This window comes from Streptomyces sp. HM190 (genome assembly GCF_009857135.1).
In the GTDB taxonomy this organism is placed as follows: Bacteria; Actinomycetota; Actinomycetes; order Streptomycetales; family Streptomycetaceae; genus Streptomyces; species Streptomyces heilongjiangensis.
The window spans coordinates 3,569,558-3,586,293 of the sequence record NZ_CP047318.1 but is presented as its reverse complement, the minus strand read 5'-3'; the positions used below and the strand labels follow the sequence as shown (position 1 = coordinate 3,586,293).

Genomic DNA, 16,736 nt, shown 5'->3' with positions numbered 1-16,736 from the left:
TCCTCCGGGTCGTTGGGTGGGCGGGACGGTGGACGAGGTGGTGCCGCGGCGGCGCTCAGGCTGCGCCCAGGCGGCGGTCCAGGGGGCGCTCAGGCGGCGGTCCAGGGTGCGCTGACCAGCTCCCGGGCCAGGTCGTTCGTCGGGCCCATCAGCCCGACCGCGCGGGCGTCGCGGGCCAGCTTGTTCAGCGGGTGGTCGTGCAGATAGCCGGCGCTCCCCAGCAGGCGCAGCGCCTCCTGCACGACCTCCTCCGAGATCCGCGAGCAGAGGATCTTGCTGTAGAGGGTGGTGTTGCCCGGTTCCGCCGAGTCCCGGCGGGCCGACGCGTCGACCAGGGAACGGGCGGCCTCGACCTGCGCGGCGAGGTCCACCAGCCGGTGGCGCACCGCCTGCTGGTCCTTCAGGCCGCGGCGCCGCGCGTGGGTGAACGCCGTCCGGTACGCGGCGGCGGCGATCCCCGCCGAGACGGCGCCCAGCGTGGCACCGGACTCCCGGACCCCGGCGATGATCCGGACCGCCGCACCCACCGGGCCGAGCACCGCCGAGTCGTCGGCCGCGCAGGCCGTCAGCTCGACGAAACCGGTCGCGGAGGAGCGCATGCCGACCAGGTCCATGCCGGTGTTGGCGAACAGGCCCGGGTTGCCCGCCTCGATGAGGAAGAACGTCTGGCCGTCGCTGCCGTAGGTGCTGGCGACGCCGTCGGTCGGCGCCGACGTCTGGGCCAGCACCAGGTACACGTCGGCCAGGCCCGCTCCCGTGGTGAACGCCTTGGCGCCCTCCAGCAGCCAGCCGCCGCCCTGGGTGCGCCGCGCCTTCGTGGCGAGGTTGCGCTTGTCGGCGCCCGAACCGGACTCGCTCCACGCGGAGGCGGCGATCCACTCGCCGCTCGCCAGCCGCGGCAGGTAGCGCTCCTTCTGGGCCTCGCTGCCCCACTCGCTGATGCGGGAGCTGACGGCGTAGTGCTGGAACAGGATGATCGCGACCGACGGGTCCGCGGCGGCGGTCAGTTCGATCAGCCGGTTGGTGAGCAGCGAGTCGCCGCCCTGGCCGCCGTACTCGACGGCGACGGCCGCGCCGAGGATCCCCGAGGCGCGCAGGGCGGCGAAGACCTCCTCGGGGAGTGCGGCGGCCGTGTCCGCGCTCTGCGCGTGCCGGTGCAGCACCTCGGTGAGGTGCGCGTACCGTTCGGCGAGTTCGGCGCGGGTCGCGGCCCCGGTGCCCGCCTGAGTGAGGGTCAGACCGCCAGCGGGAGCCATGCCGGTTCCTCCTTGTAGTCGTAGTTCTTGAGCGAGGCGATGCACGCCGGCTCGTCGAGCTGGGCGAGCTTGCGGCTGACGCTGACCCAGTGCAGGGTGTCGGCGCCGTCGCCGCGTCCCGCCACCGACGCCGCGGCGGCCGTGCTGCCGCCCGGGGTGTCGATCTCGATGACCCCGCGCGCCAGCCCGGCCCGGCGGGCCAGCTGCTCGGGGACGGTGCCCGGGATGCTGGAGGCGGCGGCCAGGCAGGTGGTGCCGGTCAGCGCGATGCTGGGGTGCCACTTGGGCACCGAGATGGCCCGCACGGCCAGCCGGCCCTCGGTGTACTGGCCGACGGCCGCGATCTTCGGGAAGACCCCGTCGGTGGGCCACTTGAGCAGCTCGCAGGCGGCCCTGCGGATCTCCAGCATCCGCGCGTACACGTCGTCGCCCGCCCCGAACAGCTCGTCCACGCTGTTCAGGCCCAGCTCCTCGGCGTCCACGAACACATACGGGTTGCCCATGGAGACCAGGGACGCCTCCTGCACACCCGTCCCGGTGATCAGCTGGTCCACCGGGCTGCCCGTCAGCAGCAGTTCGTCGAGGCGGGCCCCGGCGTCCTGGAGGAAGTGCACGGTGAAGCTGCCGCTGCGGCGGCGCGCCTCGTCCACCTCGCACACCACGTGGTCGCCGTTGTTGACGACCCGGACCCGGACCCGGCCGCCGGGGGCGAGCTTGGGCAGCCACGCCTGGCCGTCGGCGGCGACCACCGAGGCGAGGATGGAGTGCCCGCAACTGCCCTTGAAGTCGAACCGGTCGACGCCCCCGGTCAGCCCCTGCACGAACCGGTAGTCCAGGTCGAACATGGGGTGTGCGGACGGCTCGACGAGCGCGAACTTGAGGATGTCGCCGCGGCCGTTGGCCTCCAGCCACTCCCGGATGCGGGTGAGCACCGGGGTGAGCCGCTCCTCGTCCCGCGGCAGCTGGCGGTGGTCCAGCACCAGGGTCGGGGTCGGGGCGCCGACGGCCCGTGCGATGTAGCCGATCACACCGTCACCCCCGGGAGGCTCCCGGCGACCGTGCCGGCGGGCGAGCAGAACTGGTCCAGCCACAGCTCGTGCACCATCAGCGACCAGATCGCCAGCGAGGCCCGGTCGTTCGGGGACTCCGCCTGGACGCGGAACAACTCCTCCACCGTGCGCGGGTTCAGCTTGCCGCCGCGGCGCAGCCGGTCCTCGGCCAGCAGGTCGCGGGCGTGGTCGAACAGCGCCTGGCCGGGCTGGAGCATGGCCGTGATGGGCAGGGTGAACGGCTGCTTCGGACGGTTGAGGACCGACTCCGGCAGCAGACCGTCGGCGGCCGCGTACAGGACCTTCTTGCGGCGGGTGCCGTCGATCTTGAGGTCGGCCTTCAGCGAGCGGGCGTAGCGGACGACGCTCGGCTGGCAGAACGGCAGCCGCACCTCGACCGAGGCCGACATCGACAGGTGGTCGACGCGGCGCAGGTGGTAGGCGGGCAGCCGCTCGCCGATCTCGAACTCGGTGAGCGTGGTCATCCGGTCGGCGGTGGAGGCGCGCAGCCGCTCGGTGATCTCCTCGGCGGCGGAGCCGTTGGCTGTGACGAAGCCCAGGTACTCCGAGGAGTACAGGCTCTCCCGGAGGTTCCTCGGGACGGCGGCGAGGGCCTCCACGTAGTCCGGCACCCAGTCCGTGCCGAACGGGGCGTCCATGGCCTTCTTCAGCCGGTCGTAGCCGCCGAACAGCTCGTCGGCCGCGTCACCGGTGATGGCCACCTTGAACCCGGCGTCGCGGACGGCGCCGAACAGGGCGTACGTGGACAGGGTGATCGGGTCGGCGTTGGGCTGCCCGAGGTGCCAGACGACGTCGGCCAGCAGCGAGGGGAACGTGGCCGGGTCGATCTCCACCTGGTGGTGGGTCGTACCGGCCCGCTCGGCGACCTCCCGGGCGAACGCCCGCTCGTCCGACGGCCAGGTGCCGGTGTACGCGATGTTGAAGGAGTGCAGGTCGCGCACCTTCTCCGCGGCCAGCACCGTGACGAGGCTGGAGTCCAGGCCGCCGCTGGTGATCGCGGAGACGGGTACGTCGGCCTCGGTGAGCCGGTGCACCTCGGTGCGCAGCAGCGACCGCACGTGCGCGGCGGCCTCCGCCTCGGCGCAGTGCGGGGCGCGGGCACCGTTGGTGGGGCGGACGGTGACGTGCATGCCGCCGGCGCGGGTGACCCGGACGGTCGCGGCCGGCGGGAGCACCTTGACGCCCTCGAACATGGTCTTCTCGCCGAACGGCGTCTTCGTCGCCAGGTAGGCGTCGAGGCCGGCCTCCGCCGGGGGGGCCCCCACGTTGCGGAAGGACAGCAGGGCGGGCAGCTCGGACGCGAAGTACAGGTGCCGCCGGGCCGCGTCCCAGTGGTAGTACAGCGGCTTCATGCCGACCTCGTCGGTGGCGAGGTAGAGCGTCGGCTCACCGCGCAGGTCGACGACGGCCACCGAGTACATGCCGTCGAGGTACTCGGGGAAGGCCGCCCCGTACTCCGCGTACAGGGCCGGGATGACCGAACCGTCGCAGGTGTCCCTGAAGGTGTGGCCCCGGGCGGAGAGCTTCTGCCGCAGCTCGTCGTGGTTGTAGATCTCGCCGTTGAAGACGACGACGATGTCCTCGCCGAGGGTGTACGGCTGGTCGCCGCCGTCGAGATCCATGATCGCGAGCCGGTTGTTGCCCAGCGCCCAGCCCGCGCCGTACGCGTGGGTCTGCGCGTCGGGGCCGCCGTGCCGCTGGGCCGCCGCCACGGACCGCAGCTCGTGCGGTGTGGCCAGGGCGTCGAAGTGGCCGAATATCCTGCACATGTCTGAAGATCACCGGACCTTTGTCGGGACGCCGGCGCGCTGGTAGAGCACCGGATCGAACGGAGTGGGGCCACCGCACGTGGCGAAGCGCGGAGCGGCGGGGTCCTCGTCGGGGTGCCGGGTGCCGTGCGGCACACCGGGGGGCGCGTAGAGCACGTCGCCGGGCTCGGCGTCGTACCACTGGCCGTCGAGGTGGAGCTGACCCCGGCCCTCGAAGGCGATGAACGCCTCCTCGCTCTCGGGGTGGACGTGGACGTTGAAGTACTCGCCGGGCTGCATGAAGCCGCAGTGCAGGCACAGCTGCGGGGAGCCGGTGCCCGGCCAGAAGAGGAAGTTCATGGTGGCGGTCCGGGCGGAGGCCTCCGCCCGGCCGGTGCCGGTGAAGCCCTTCAGCTGGGTCTCCTCGTTCCACAGCCGGGAGAAGCGGCGGGGCTCGGTGCCGGGGGCGCGGTCCGGGCGCAGCGTGGTGTTCCACACGTAGGCCGTGAGGTCCATGCCGGCGTCGGCGCTCAGCTCGTACAGGTCGCCGGTCGGCGTGTACACCGTGTCGGCGCGGCTGACGCGCCTGCGGGCGGCGCCGGAGGCGGCGGAACCGGAGCCCGCGAAGACGACCACGACGTTCTCCTCGTGCGCCGAGGACTGCGGCCGCCACACGGCACCGCTGGGCACCCGGACCACGTCGAGCCGCACGATCCGCGCCCCGAGGTGCGGACCGACCGCTGTCGCGACCCGGCAGCCGTCAAGCTGACGGAACTCCAGTTCGCCGGACCTGATGACGGCGCCCTGGACGGTTGCGGTGCTCATGGCTTTCCTTTCGCTGGGGTCGTGCGGGACGGGGGGCGGGGAGCCGGGCGAGGACGATCCCGGCCGGGACGGCGGCGGCTCCGGCGAGCTGCGGCGGGGTGAGGCCCTGACCGAGCACCACCGGGCCGAGCAGCGTGGCGACGACCGGGCTGAACAGGCCCAGCACGGACGTGACCACGGCGGGCAGCCGCTCCACACCGCGGAACCGCACGGCGTGGGCGAACACCGCGCCCACCAGGCACAGATAGCCGCAGGCCGTTAGATTCGCGGTCGTGACCCGCTGGGGGAGCCCCTCGAACAGCTCGGTGGGCGGCGGCGGGAGCGGCGCGACGCCGCCGTGCCGAGCGGACGGGCCGCCAGGTCCCGGCCCCGCGCCCGCTCGCCGAGCAGCGGGACGGCGGGGCCGAGGACCCGGACGGCCTTCGTCGCGGACACGGGGTCCCTCCTCTCCTCAGGGGTGGGTCTGTGCCGAGCCTGTCCGGTTGCGGTCCCGCATCCCTCCCGGTGTGATTCCTTCCGGTTCTCGCGCATAGGGTGGGTTTTCTGTCATTTAGCCGGGAAAGCGCACGTCGGGCCCGTGCCCGGCGCTCGGCCGGGCACGGGCCCGAAAAGGGGTGCGGAACGGTTGCGGAACGGGTGCGGCAGGCGAAGGGACGGCTCCCCGGGAGCTGTCCCGGGGGCCGCCCGCGGATCAGGCGGCGCTCTTGACGGAGATCGCCTCGTTGACCAGCTCCAGGTACTGGCGGGGCGTCTCGGCGTCCGTGACGGCGTCCTCGTCCAGGGTCACGTCGTAGTCGCGCTCGATGCGGCCCGTGGTCTGCAGGACGGCCAGCGAGTCGTAGCCGAGGACCTCGAACGGGACGTCCAGCACGTCGCCGTCGAGGTTCACCGCCTCGGCCTCACCGGCGCACTCGCGCAGCAGGTCGGTCAGCTCGGTGATGGTGAGTGCGGGCATGGGGAACTTCCTCTCGGTCTCTTGCGGTTCCAGGGATCTGCGGAGGACAACAGGGGAGTGAGGGGTACGGGGGACGGGTCAGCCGGCGGCGCGCACCACCATCGCCGCGTTGAAGCCGCCCCGGCCGCGCGCCAGCACCAGTGCGGTGCGCAGCGCCGCCGGGCGGGCCTCGCCGGTGACCAGGTCCACGGGGCAGTCGTCGGCGGGCTCCGCCACGTTGACCGTCGGCGGGATCACCTGGTCCCGCAGCGCCAGCAGCGCCGCCGCCAGGTCCAGCGAGGCACCGCCCGCCGCCAGCCGCCCCGTCATGGTCTTCGGGGCGGTCACCGGCACGCCCCGCCCGCCGAACAGCGCGGCCAGGGCCTCGGCCTCGGCCCGGTCGGCGTCCCGGCGGCCCGCCGCGTCCGCGAACACCACGTCCACGTCGGCGGCGGCCAGCCCCGCGTCGGCCAGGGCCAGTTCGGCGGCCGCGTCCAGCCGCGGGGCGCCCTTGCCGCGCGGCGGGTCGAAGGTCGCCGCGTACCCGGCGACCGTGCCGTACCCGGTGGCACCGCGCGCGCGGGCCGCGGCCGCGTCCTCCAGGACCAGCAGCGCGCCGCCCTCACCGGCGACATGGCCGCACGCGTCGGCGGAGAACGGCAGGTACGCGCGGGCCGCGTCCTCGACGGTGCTCAGCTCGCCGCCCGCCAGGTGCGCCGCCCACCCCCACGGGCACAGCGAGGAGTCCACACCGCCGGTGAGCAGTACCGGAACGCCCTTGCGCAGCTGCCTGCGGGCCTGGGCGACGGCGTCGAGGCCGCCCGCCTGCTCGGTGACCAGTACCCCGCTGGGGCCGCGCAGCCCGTGCCGGATGGAGATCTGGCCGGTGTTGACGGCGTAGAACCAGGCGAACGACTGGTAGGCGCTGACGTGGTGGCCGCCCTTGCTCCACAGGGCCTGCAGCTCCCGCTGCCCGAACTCGAAGCCGCCCGCCGAGGCTGCGGTGACGACACCCGCGGAGAAGTCGGGCAGCTCCGCGGCGTCGATACCGGCGTCGGCGAGGGCCTCCGCGGCGGCGGCGAGCGCCAGCCGCGTCATGTGGTCGGTCTGCGGGAGCAGCCGGCTGGAGACGTGCTCCGCCGGGTCGAAGCCGGGCACCTCACCGGCCAGCTTCGCCGGGTACTGGCCGGCGTCGAAGCGGGTGACGGGCCGGATGCCGCTCTCGCCGCGCAGGGTCGCGGCCCACCAGGACTCGGTGCCCAGGCCGTTGGGCGCGGTCACACCGAGGCCGGTGACCACGGGGGTGACCGGGGAGGGGCCGTCCGTGGCGGTGGCGGTGGCGGAGCGGTCGAGGGTCTGGGTGGTCATGCTGCCTCTCCCGTGCGCGGGCGGGTCAGGATCATCGCGCTCTGGAAGCCGCCGAAACCGCTGCCCACGCTGAGCACGGTGTCGGTGCGCTGCTCGCGGGCGGTCAGCGGGGTGTAGTCCAGGTCGCAGGCGGGGTCGGGGGTGTGCAGGTTGGCGGTGGGCGGCACCGTGTTGTGCTCGATCGCCAGGGCGCTCGCGGCGACCTCCAGGGAGCCGATGGCGCCCAGGGAGTGCCCGACCATCGACTTGATGGAGCTGACCGGCACCTCGTAGGCGTGGCTGCCGAGGCTGCGCTTGAACGCCGCCGTCTCGTGGCGGTCGTTCTGCTTGGTGCCGGAGCCGTGCGCGTTGACGTAGTCGACGGCCGTGGGGTCGAGGCGGGCCTCGTCGAGGGCCACCCGGATCGCCTCGGCCATCTCCGTGCCGTCCTTGGTCAGGCCGGTCATGTGATACGCGTTGCAGCGGGTGGCGAAGCCCGCGATCTGGGCGTAGACGTGGGCGCCGCGGCGGCGGGCGGCCTCGAACTCCTCCAGGATCAGCACCGCCGAGCCCTCGCCGAGCACGAAGCCGTTGCGGGAGGCGTCGAACGGGCGCGAGGCGGTGCCGGGGTCGTCGTTGCGGGGCGAGGTGGCCTTGATGGCGTCGAAGCAGGCCACCGTGATCGGGGAGATCGGTGCCTCCGTCGCGCCGGCGATCATCACGTCGGCGCTGCCCTCGCGGATCAGCTCGACGGCGTGCCCGATGGAGTCCAGGCCCGAGGTGCAGCCGGTGGAGACCATGGAGACCGGGCCCTGCGCGCCGGTCCGCCAGGCGACCTCCGCCGCCATGGAGCTGGGCACGAAGTAGTCGAACAGGTGCGGTACGGCGAGGGTGTGGTCCACCTGCCAGGTGGAGCCGCCCCGGCTGACGGTGTTGTACTCGCGGTCCAGGCCCATCGTGCAGCCGACGGCGCTGCCCAGCGTCACACCCGTGCGCAGCGGGTCGAGGCCGTCGGGTTCGAGGCCGCTGTCGCGCAGTGCCTCGTCGGCGCTGACGAGGGCGAACTGGGCGGCCCGGTCGAGGCGTTCGGCCTCCTCGGGGGTGAAGCCGTGCAGCAGCGGGTCGAAGTCGGCCTCGGCGGCGATCCGGGACCGGAACGACGAGGCGTCGAACAGGGTGATGCCTCGGGTGGCGGTCCGTCCGGCGGTCAGCAGCGACCAGAACTCCTTGGTGCCCACGCCGCCGGGGGCGACCACCCCGATACCGGTGATGACGACACGTCGGTTCATTGGCTGTCCTTCACGGGAGAGTCCTCCTGCTGTGGCGTGGTCAGGCGGTCGGGCGGGTACGGGCGGCCCCGGCGGACTCCGGGGCGCCGGCCCGGCGCTGCACGACCCGGCACGCCCGGTCCAGCAGCCGCGGCAGCTCCGGTCCGCGGAGGAAGAAGTGGTCGCCGGGCAGGGTGCGTTCGGCGAACGGGCCGGTGGTCCACTCCCGCCAGCCGGCCATCACCTCCCGCCCGGCGAGCGGGTCGAGGTCCCCGGACACGGCGAGCAGCGGCACCAGGAGCGGGCCGTCGGCGGCCTCCCGCAGGGACTGCGCGAGCCGCAGGTCGTCCCGGATCACCTTCAGGGCCGAGCGCTGCCACACCCCGCCCCGCGGGGTGTCCGGCGGTACGGCGCCCGCCTCCCGCAGCGTCTCCATCAGTTGGCAGTCCGGCAGGTCGGCGGCCTGGACGAGCCGGACCTGGGCGTCCGGCGGCGGGCAGGCGCCCACGACCACCAGCGCGGGGGCCGGGCGCCCCGCCTGCTGCAGGGCGCGGGCCACGGAGTAGGCGATCATGCCGCCGAGGCTGTGGCCGTACAGGACGTAGGGGGAGCTGGGCACGGGCTTGTGGTGGCGCAGCAGGTCGGCGAAGAGGGCGCGGCGGCCGGTGACGCGGGTCTCGCGGCGGCGGGCGTCCCGGCCCGGCAGCAGCACCGGCACGGCCTCCACCTTCGGGCCGAGCTGCTCGGGCCAGCGGGCGAACGCGGAGGTGCCGGCGCCGGCGTGCGGGAAGCAGTACAGCCTCATGCCGCACCCCCCCGGGACGCGGTGTCGGCCTGCGGCTTCCACCAGTCGGGGCGGTCCCGGTACCAGGCGACGACCTCGCGCAGCCCCTCGTCCAGCGTGCGGCGGGGCGCGTAGCCGAGCTCGGCGCGGATCTTGCCGTCGTCGATGGCGTACCGCAGGTCGTGGCCCTTGCGGTCCTCGACGTACGCGACGGACGAGAAGTCGGCGCCGCACAGGTCGAGCAGCCGCTCGGTCATCTCCAGGTTGGTCAGCGCGGTGGCCCCGCCGATGTTGTAGACCTCCCCGGCCCGTCCGCCGGTGAGGACCAGCTGGACCGCCCGGCAGTGGTCGTCGACGTGCAGCCATTCGCGGACGTTGGAGCCGTCGCCGTAGAGGGGGACGGTCAGGCCGCGCAGCAGCCGGGTCACGAAGTTCGGGATGAGCTTCTCGACGTGCTGGTGGGTGCCGTAGTTGTTGGTGCAGCGGGTGACGCGGACGTCGAGGCCGTGGGTGCGGTGGTAGGCGCGGGCCAGCAGGTCGGCGGCTGCCTTCGACGCGGAGTACGGCGAGTTCGGCAGCAGCGGCTCCTCCTCGGTCCACGCGCCGCTGTCGATCGAGCCGTACACCTCGTCGGTGGAGACCTGGACGACCGGCCCGACGCCGAGCCGCAGACAGGCGTCGAGCAGGCTCTGGGTGCCGAGCACGTTGGTGGTGACGAAGGCGGCGGCGCCGGCCACCGACCGGTCGACGTGCGACTCGGCCGCGAAGTGCACCACCGCGTCGTGCCCCGGCAGCAGATGGTCCAGCAGTTCGCTGTTGAGGATGTCGCCGCGCACGAAGTCCAGCCGGGTGTGGTCCATCGGCAGGTTGGCGGTGTTCCCGGCGTAGGACAGTTTGTCGAGGACGGTGACGCGGGCGTCCTCGAAGCCGGGGTAGCCGCCGGCCAGCAGGGTGCGCACGTAGTGGGAGCCGATGAATCCGGCGCCGCCGGTGACGAGGATCCTCATGCCGTCACCTCCGCGGTGCGCCCGGCGACGGACTTGCGCAGCGCCGCGACGACGGTGAGCACGTCGGCGTCGGACAGACCCGGGTGCAGCGGCAGGCACAGGGTGCGGTCGGCCGCCCGGTCGGAGCCCGGCAGACCGTGCTCGGGCGCGCCGTGCGCGTACGCCGGCACCTTGTGCAGCGGCGCGTAGCGGAAGGTGGTGTAGATGTCGGCGGCCAGCAGGTCGCTCGCCACGGTGTCCCGGATCCGCGGGTCCATCTGCACCCAGTAGAAGTAGTACGTCGACTCGTGGCCCTCCGGCAGCGGGGGCGGCAGCAGCAGCCCGTCGACGCCCGCGAGTTCCCGGTCGTAGAGGGCGACGATCTCCCGGCGGCGGCCGACCAGTTCGGGCAGCCGGCGCAGCTGCACGGCACCGATGGCCGCGGTCATGTCGTTGCCGATGACCCGCCGGCCCGGCTCGGGGACGTCGAGTTCCCACCAGCGGGCCGACACCTTGGCGTAGCCGAAGCCGCTGGGCTGGACCAGCCCGTGGTAGGCCAGGCGCCGGACCCGGGCGGCCCGTTCGGCGTCCTTGGCGTAGATCATGCCGCCGTCGCCGGTGATGAGGACCTTCATGGCGTCGAAGCTCCACATGGCGAGGTCGCCGAAGGTGCCCACGGCCCGGCCGTCCACCCGGGAGGCCACCGAGCAGGCGGCGTCCTCGACCAGGGCGATGCCCCGCTGACGGCACAGCTCCGCGATCCGCGCGACCTCGCCCGGGTAGCCGCCGTAGTGCAGTACGACCACCGCGCGGGTGCGGTCGGTCAGGGCGCGTTCGACGTCCTCGGCGGTGGGGTTGAGGGTGCGGGCGTCGACGTCGCAGAAGACCGGCGTCGCCCCGGTGGTCATGATCGCGTTGGCCGCCGCCACGAAGCTGAGCGAGGGCAGCACGACCTCGTCGCCCTGCGCCAGGTCCAGCGACTCCAGCGCCAGGAACAGTCCGGCCGTCCCGGAGTTGAGGAAGACGACGTGGTCGGCGTCCACCCCGAGGTGCGCGGCGAACGCCGCCTCGAAGGCCTTGGTGCGGGGGCCGTGTCCGAGCCATCTGTCCTCGAACACATCGGCGATCGCGTTCAGTTCCTCAGCGCCCACCTGGGGCTGGAAGAGATTGATCATAGCCGCCTCTCAGGTCCTCGTGTCGGGGCCGACTCTGATCGGATCCGCTCGACACGGGATCGAGCCGTGATGGTCGGCGCGGTGGCGGACGGGTCGCCGCCGACGGTCCCGAGAGGTGTTCGAGCGCCGCTCCAGCACCGGACGCGAACCTCCTGCCGCCAGGACGGACTATCCAGGAGGGCTCATGTCGGAACAGGAGCGACGGGTCGCCGTCGTCACGGGCGCGACCAGCGGAATCGGCCTCGCGGTGGCCCGGCTGCTGGCGCAGCAGGGCCACCGGGTGTTCCTCTGCGCGCGCGGCGAGGACGCCGTGCGCGCCACGGTCAAGGAACTCGGCGAGGAGGGCCTGGAGGTGGACGGCGTCGCCTGCGACGTGCGCTCCGCCGACGACGTCAAGGCGTTCGTGCGGGCCGCGGTGGACCGCTTCGGCACCGTCGACGTGCTGGTGAACAACGCCGGCCGCAGCGGTGGCGGTGTGACCGCCGACCTCACCGACGAGCTGTGGGACGACGTCATCGACACCAACCTGAGCAGCGTCTTCCGGATGACCCGCGAGGTCCTCACCACCGGCGGCATGCGCCACAAGGACCGCGGCCGGATCATCAACATCGCCTCCACCGCCGGCAAGCAGGGCGTGGTGCTCGGCGCCCCCTACTCGGCCTCCAAGCACGGCGTCGTCGGCTTCACCAAGGCCCTCGGCAACGAGCTCGCCCCCACCGGCATCACCGTCAACGCCGTGTGCCCCGGCTACGTCGAGACGCCCATGGCGCAGCGCGTGCGGCAGGGCTACGCCGACGCGTACGACACCACCGAGGACAAGATCCTGGAGAAGTTCCAGGCCAAGATCCCGCTCGGCCGCTACTCCACCCCCGAGGAGGTCGCCGGCCTCGTCGGCTACCTGGCCTCCGACACCGCCGCCTCCATCACCTCGCAGGCCCTGAACGTCTGCGGCGGCCTCGGCAACTTCTGACCAGCCCGACGAAAAGGACAAGGACATGACGACCCGTGAGGTCGAGCACGAGATCACCGTCGCCGCCCCGGCCGCCGAGCTGTACCGGCTGATCGCCGAGGTGGAGAACTGGCCCCGGATCTTCCCGCCGTCCGTGTACGTCGACCACGTCGAGAAGGGCGAGCGCGAGGAGCGCATCCGGATCTGGGCCACCGCCAACGGCGAGCCGAAGAACTGGACGTCGCGCCGCGTCCTGCACCCCGAGGAACTGCGCATCGAGTTCCGCCAGGAGGTCCCCGCCCCGCCGGTGGCCGCGATGGGCGGCACCTGGATCATCGAACCGGTCGGCGACGGCGAGTCCCGGGTGCGGCTCCTGCACGACTACTCCGCGATCGACGACGACCCCGAGCGGCTCGCCTGGATCGACGCGGCCGTGGACCGCAACAGCCGCGCCGAACTGGAGTCCCTGAAGACCAACGCCGAACTCGCCGTACGGGCCGTCGGGCTGACCCTCTCCTTCGAGGACAGCGTCCGTGTCGACGGCTCCGCGAAGGACGTCTACGACTTCATCAACGAGGCCGACCGCTGGCGCGAGCGCCTCCCGCACGTCGCCGAGGTCTCGCTGCGCGAGGACACCCCGGGCCTTCAGGTGCTGCGCATGGACACCCTCACCAAGGACGGCTCCCAGCACACCACCGAGTCGGTCCGCGTCTGCTTCCCGCACCACCGCATCGCCTACAAGCAGACCACCCTGCCCGCGCTGATGGCCCTGCACACCGGCTACTGGCAGCTCGACGAGGACGAGGACGGCGTCACCACCGCCACCTCCCAGCACACCGTCGTCCTCAACGCCGACCACATCACGAAGATCCTCGGCCCGGACGCCGGGGTGCCCGAGGCCCGCGAGTTCATCCGCGGCGCCCTCGGCTCCAACAGCCGCGCCACGCTCGGCCACGCCAAGGAGTACGCCGAGAAGCGCAGGGCGGCCGCGCGATGAGCGACCGCACCCCGCGCACCTGGCTGGTCACCGGTGCCTCCCGGGGCCTGGGCCGGGCCATCACCGAGGTCGCGCTGGAGGCGGGCGACACCGTCGTCGCCACCGCCCGCAAGCCCGGGACCCTCGACGACCTGGTCGAGCGGTACGGCGACCGGGTCGTCCCGCTCGCCCTCGACGTCACCGACCGCGCCGCCGTCCTCGCCACCGTCGCCGAGGCCGCCGAGCGGGCGGGCCGGATCGACGTCCTGCTCAACAACGCGGGCTACGGCCTCGCCGGCGGCGTCGAGGAGGTCGGCGAACGGCAGGTCCGCGACCAGTTCGACGTCAACTTCTTCGGCGCGCTGTGGGTCACCCAGGCCGTGCTGCCGGTGATGCGCCGCCAGGGGACGGGCCACATCCTCCAGATGTCCAGCATCGCCGGTGTCACGACCTATCCGAACCTCGGCATGTACTGCGCCGGCAAGTGGGCCCTGGAGGCCATGAGCGAGACCCTGGCGCGGGAGGTCGCGGGCTTCGGCATCCGCGTCACCGTCGTCGAACCCGGCGAGTTCCGCACCGAGTGGAGCGCCGGCAGCATGGTCCGCGCCATCCCCATGCCCGAGTACGACGAGGTGCTCGGGGGGCGGCGGCACGGACTGTCCGGGGCGTACGCCCACCTCCAGCCCGGCGACCCGCGCAAGGCGGGCGAGGCCCTGCTGAAGCTGCTCGACGCGGAACGGCCGCCGCTTCGCGTCCTGCTCGGCAACAGCGCCGCCGACCTCGCCCCCCGCGTCCTGCGCGAACGCCTCGCGGAGTGGGAGGAGTGGGACGCGCTGGCCCGCACGACGGACCACGACACAGCGGACAGCCTGCCGTGAGCCCGACCGCGCGCCCGGCGCCGACCCGAGCCCCGCACCCGGCCGCCCCCGGCACACCGGGCGAGCCGCCCGCCGGGCACGGCGGCGCGAGCGTCCCCGGTGCCGCCTCGGCCGTGGCTGCTCGTGGCGCGGCCCGCTCCGCCGGGCCGGGCGCGGAGGCGCGGGCTCCCTCCGGCGGGCCGCGCGGTGCCCGGCCCGCCGGGGCGCGGTCCGTCCCGCCGGGTACGGCGGTCAGCCTGCCCGCCGGGCCACGGCCCGACGCTCCCGGATCGCCGGGCGACACACCCGCCGGGGTGCGGGCTGCCTCGGCCGGCCCGCGGGGTGTCCCGTCCGCCGGGGCGCGGGCAGCCTCGGGGGCGGCGGCCGTGCCCGGTGCCGCCTCGGGTGTGGCCGCTCGTGGCGCGGTGCGCCCCGGTGGGCCGGAGCGGCCTGCCCGTGGTGCCGGGCTGTGGGCCCGGCGGATCGCCTGGCGCGCGGTCCGGTCCCTGCGGCCGGGCGCGCTGGGCGTCTGCGCCTTCGCGCAGGCCGCCCTCGTCGCCTGGGTCGCGTACCGGCGGACCCGTCCGCCCGCCCCGCAGCCCGGCGACCACGCCTGGTGGCACGGCGGCGGCCCGCAGGCCGCCGGCCACACCGCGCACGGCGACGCGAGCGGGCCCGTGCTGTACCTCGCGCTCGCCACGGCCGCCCTGTACCTGCTGCTCCCCCTGTTCGCCCTCGCCGCGCACACCGTGCGGCACCTGGGCGGCGGGGCGTGGACCTTCGCCGCCGTCAGCGGCGCGGTCGGCGCGGCCGTCGCCGTGCCCGTGACCGCGCTCGCGATCGCCCTGACCCCCGGCGCGCCCGCCGCGTCGTGGGCCGCGGCGGGCGGCCACGCCCTGACCGCGCTGCGCATCTGCGCCCCGGCCGGTCTGCTGCTCGCCGTCGCCGTCGGGGTGCCGTCACGCGCACGGCACCGCGCGGACCGTCCGCCGAGACCCGTGGAGAAGAGAACCCGATCATGCTGAACCGACGCCATGTGCTCAAGGCCGCCGTCGTGGGCGGAGCCGCCGCCCTGTTCCCCTGGAAGGGGCTGAGCGGCAGCGGATCCGCCGCCGCGGCCGGCGACCTCGCCCAGACCGTGCCCTTCGCGCACGCCCTGCCGGTGCCGAGGACCCTCGCCCCGCTCACCCGCGGCGCCACCACCGACGTCTACGAGATGCGGATGCGGGAGGCCGACGTCGAGATCGTCAAGGGGCTGGCCTCCCGGGTCCGCACCTTCGACGGCACGTTCCCCGGCCCCACCATCAAGGCGTGCCACGGGCGCGCGGTGGAGGTGCGCCAGTACAACGACCTGACCGTGAACGCCGCCGTCCACCTGCACGGCGGCGAGGTCCACTCCGAGCACGACGGCCTCCCCATGGACGTCATCGCGCCCGGCGGCAACCGGACGTACCACTACCCGAACAAGCAGCGGGCGGCCTCCCTCTGGTACCACGACCACGCCCACCACCTGGAGGCGGAGAACGTCTACAAGGGCCTGCACGGGCTCTACCTGATCAGCGACTCCGAGGAGAGGAGACTGCCGCTGCCCCGCGGCGCCTTCGACGTGCCGCTGGTCATCCGGGACGCCCGCGTGGAGTCCGACGGCACGCTGCGCTACACCCGCCCCTCCGACTGCCCGCACATGCTGGTCAACGGCAAGGAGCGGCCGTACTTCAAGGTCGCGGCCCGCAAGTACCGGCTGCGGCTGTACAACGCCTGCGTCAACCGCTACATCAGGCTGCGGCTCGCCGACGGCACCCCGTTCACCCAGATCGCCTCCGACGGCGGCCTGCTGGAACGCCCGGTGCAGCGCGACGAGTTGCTGATGCTGGGCGGTGAACGCGTCGAGGTCGTCGTGGACTTCTCCCGCTACGCCGTCGGCCAGTCGGTGGTGCTGGAGAACACCGGCGCCCTGCCCACCGAACGCCCCGAGGTGCTCCGCTTCGACATCGACCGCAGGAGCACCGACAACAGCCAGGTGCCGGCCCGGCTGTCCACCCTGCCGCCGGTGCCGACGGGCACCGTGGAACGGGACTTCGAGCTGCGCACGTTCCCCGAGATGACCATCAACGGCGTCAGTTACGACCCGGACCGGGTCGACGTCGCGACCACCGTCGGCAGCAGCGAGATCTGGACGATCCGCAACGTGGAGGCGCCCGTCGCCGCGCCGCCGGACTTCCACCTGTACCACAGCTTCCACACGCACCTGACGTACTTCCGGGTCCTCGAACGCAACGGCGGACCGGCCGGTGTCCGGGACGCGGGGCTCAAGGACACCGTCTGCCTCGGCCCCGGCGAGACCGTGAAGATCGCCATGACCTGGGGCCCCTACACCGGCCAGTACCTGTACCACTGCCACCAGCTCGGCCATTCCTCCGGCGGCCAGATGGGACGCATCGACGTCAACCCCGCCTGAACGACGCCACGCCCTCCCCGGCGCTGCCGGACCGTCCGCCCCGACGGCCCGGCAGCACCGCCGTACCGCGCACATGGCCGGATCTCGAGCAGGATTCGAGGAG

General features: G+C 73.6%; 17 protein-coding genes. 5 read left to right on the top strand and 12 right to left on the bottom strand.

The features are described 5' to 3' along the window. Window positions 1–89: 89 nt before the first annotated feature. The 12 genes from GSY65_RS15070 to GSY65_RS15015 all read right to left on the bottom strand — a co-directional run bounded on the left by GSY65_RS15070 (window position 90) and on the right by GSY65_RS15015 (window position 11,393). Window positions 90–1,256 carry an acyl-CoA dehydrogenase family protein gene (locus GSY65_RS15070; protein WP_159768455.1) on the bottom strand — a complete coding sequence of 389 codons (1,167 nt, stop codon included), beginning with the start codon at window positions 1,254–1,256 and terminating at the stop codon, window positions 90–92. Then, entirely contained in the window at window positions 1,235–2,284 is a 1,050-nt protein-coding gene (locus tag GSY65_RS15065) for a PrpF domain-containing protein (protein WP_159768452.1), read from the bottom strand. Before GSY65_RS15065 ends, GSY65_RS15070 begins: the two co-directional genes overlap by 22 nt. Beyond that, a complete protein-coding gene (gene asnB / locus GSY65_RS15060) occupies window positions 2,281–4,095 on the bottom strand; it encodes an asparagine synthase (glutamine-hydrolyzing) (protein WP_159768449.1) in 1,815 nt (604 codons plus the stop codon). The genes GSY65_RS15065 and asnB overlap by 4 nt, the downstream gene beginning before the upstream one ends. Window positions 4,096–4,104: 9 nt before the next feature. Beyond that, window positions 4,105–4,899: a cupin domain-containing protein gene (locus tag GSY65_RS15055; protein WP_159768446.1), complete on the bottom strand. Its 795-nt coding sequence runs from the start codon at window positions 4,897–4,899 to the stop codon at window positions 4,105–4,107. Continuing rightward, window positions 4,835–5,137, bottom strand: a complete 303-nt coding sequence (locus GSY65_RS34710; RefSeq protein ID WP_443043292.1) for an EamA family transporter — start codon at window positions 5,135–5,137, stop codon at window positions 4,835–4,837. Before GSY65_RS34710 ends, GSY65_RS15055 begins: the two co-directional genes overlap by 65 nt. 20 nt (window positions 5,138–5,157) lie before the next feature. Further along, the gene (locus tag GSY65_RS15045) at window positions 5,158–5,334 is read right to left on the bottom strand and encodes a hypothetical protein (RefSeq protein ID WP_159768443.1); all 177 of its coding nucleotides are present in this window, start codon (window positions 5,332–5,334) and stop codon (window positions 5,158–5,160) included. 256 nt (window positions 5,335–5,590) lie between these two features. Further along, on the bottom strand, window positions 5,591–5,854 hold the full coding sequence (locus GSY65_RS15040) for an acyl carrier protein (protein WP_159768440.1): 264 nt from the start codon (window positions 5,852–5,854) through the stop codon (window positions 5,591–5,593). A 78-nt stretch (window positions 5,855–5,932) separates the two neighbouring features. Continuing rightward, window positions 5,933–7,201, bottom strand: coding sequence for a ketosynthase chain-length factor (locus GSY65_RS15035; RefSeq protein WP_159768437.1), 1,269 nt, complete (start codon window positions 7,199–7,201; stop codon window positions 5,933–5,935). Continuing rightward, entirely contained in the window at window positions 7,198–8,469 is a 1,272-nt protein-coding gene (locus tag GSY65_RS15030; RefSeq protein WP_159768434.1) for a beta-ketoacyl-[acyl-carrier-protein] synthase family protein, read from the bottom strand. The genes GSY65_RS15035 and GSY65_RS15030 overlap by 4 nt, the downstream gene beginning before the upstream one ends. Window positions 8,470–8,509: 40 nt before the next feature. Beyond that, on the bottom strand, window positions 8,510–9,253 hold the full coding sequence (locus tag GSY65_RS15025; RefSeq protein WP_159768431.1) for a thioesterase II family protein: 744 nt from the start codon (window positions 9,251–9,253) through the stop codon (window positions 8,510–8,512). Continuing rightward, a complete protein-coding gene (gene rfbB, locus GSY65_RS15020) occupies window positions 9,250–10,239 on the bottom strand; it encodes a dTDP-glucose 4,6-dehydratase (protein WP_159768428.1) in 990 nt (329 codons plus the stop codon). Before rfbB ends, GSY65_RS15025 begins: the two co-directional genes overlap by 4 nt. Next, window positions 10,236–11,393 carry a DegT/DnrJ/EryC1/StrS family aminotransferase gene (locus GSY65_RS15015; RefSeq protein ID WP_159768425.1) on the bottom strand — a complete coding sequence of 386 codons (1,158 nt, stop codon included), beginning with the start codon at window positions 11,391–11,393 and terminating at the stop codon, window positions 10,236–10,238. The genes rfbB and GSY65_RS15015 overlap by 4 nt, the downstream gene beginning before the upstream one ends. Window positions 11,394–11,577: 184 nt before the next feature. On the opposite strand from GSY65_RS15015, the gene fabG reads away from it, so the two are divergent. The 5 genes from fabG to GSY65_RS14990 are packed head-to-tail and all read left to right on the top strand — an operon-like array spanning window position 11,578 to window position 16,633. Further along, entirely contained in the window at window positions 11,578–12,363 is a 786-nt protein-coding gene (gene fabG / locus GSY65_RS15010) for a 3-oxoacyl-ACP reductase FabG (RefSeq protein WP_159768422.1), read from the top strand. Between the two features lie 25 nt (window positions 12,364–12,388). Then, window positions 12,389–13,339, top strand: a complete 951-nt coding sequence (locus GSY65_RS15005; RefSeq protein ID WP_159768419.1) for an aromatase/cyclase — start codon at window positions 12,389–12,391, stop codon at window positions 13,337–13,339. Further along, window positions 13,336–14,196, top strand: coding sequence for an oxidoreductase (locus tag GSY65_RS15000; RefSeq protein WP_159768416.1), 861 nt, complete (start codon window positions 13,336–13,338; stop codon window positions 14,194–14,196). The genes GSY65_RS15005 and GSY65_RS15000 overlap by 4 nt, the downstream gene beginning before the upstream one ends. Continuing rightward, the gene (locus GSY65_RS14995) at window positions 14,193–15,200 is read left to right on the top strand and encodes a hypothetical protein (protein WP_159768413.1); all 1,008 of its coding nucleotides are present in this window, start codon (window positions 14,193–14,195) and stop codon (window positions 15,198–15,200) included. Before GSY65_RS15000 ends, GSY65_RS14995 begins: the two co-directional genes overlap by 4 nt. Beyond that, window positions 15,194–16,633 (top strand): multicopper oxidase family protein, encoded by a 1,440-nt coding sequence (locus tag GSY65_RS14990; protein WP_159768410.1) that lies wholly within the window; start codon window positions 15,194–15,196, stop codon window positions 16,631–16,633. The genes GSY65_RS14995 and GSY65_RS14990 overlap by 7 nt, the downstream gene beginning before the upstream one ends. The last annotated feature ends 103 nt before the right edge of the window (window positions 16,634–16,736 follow it).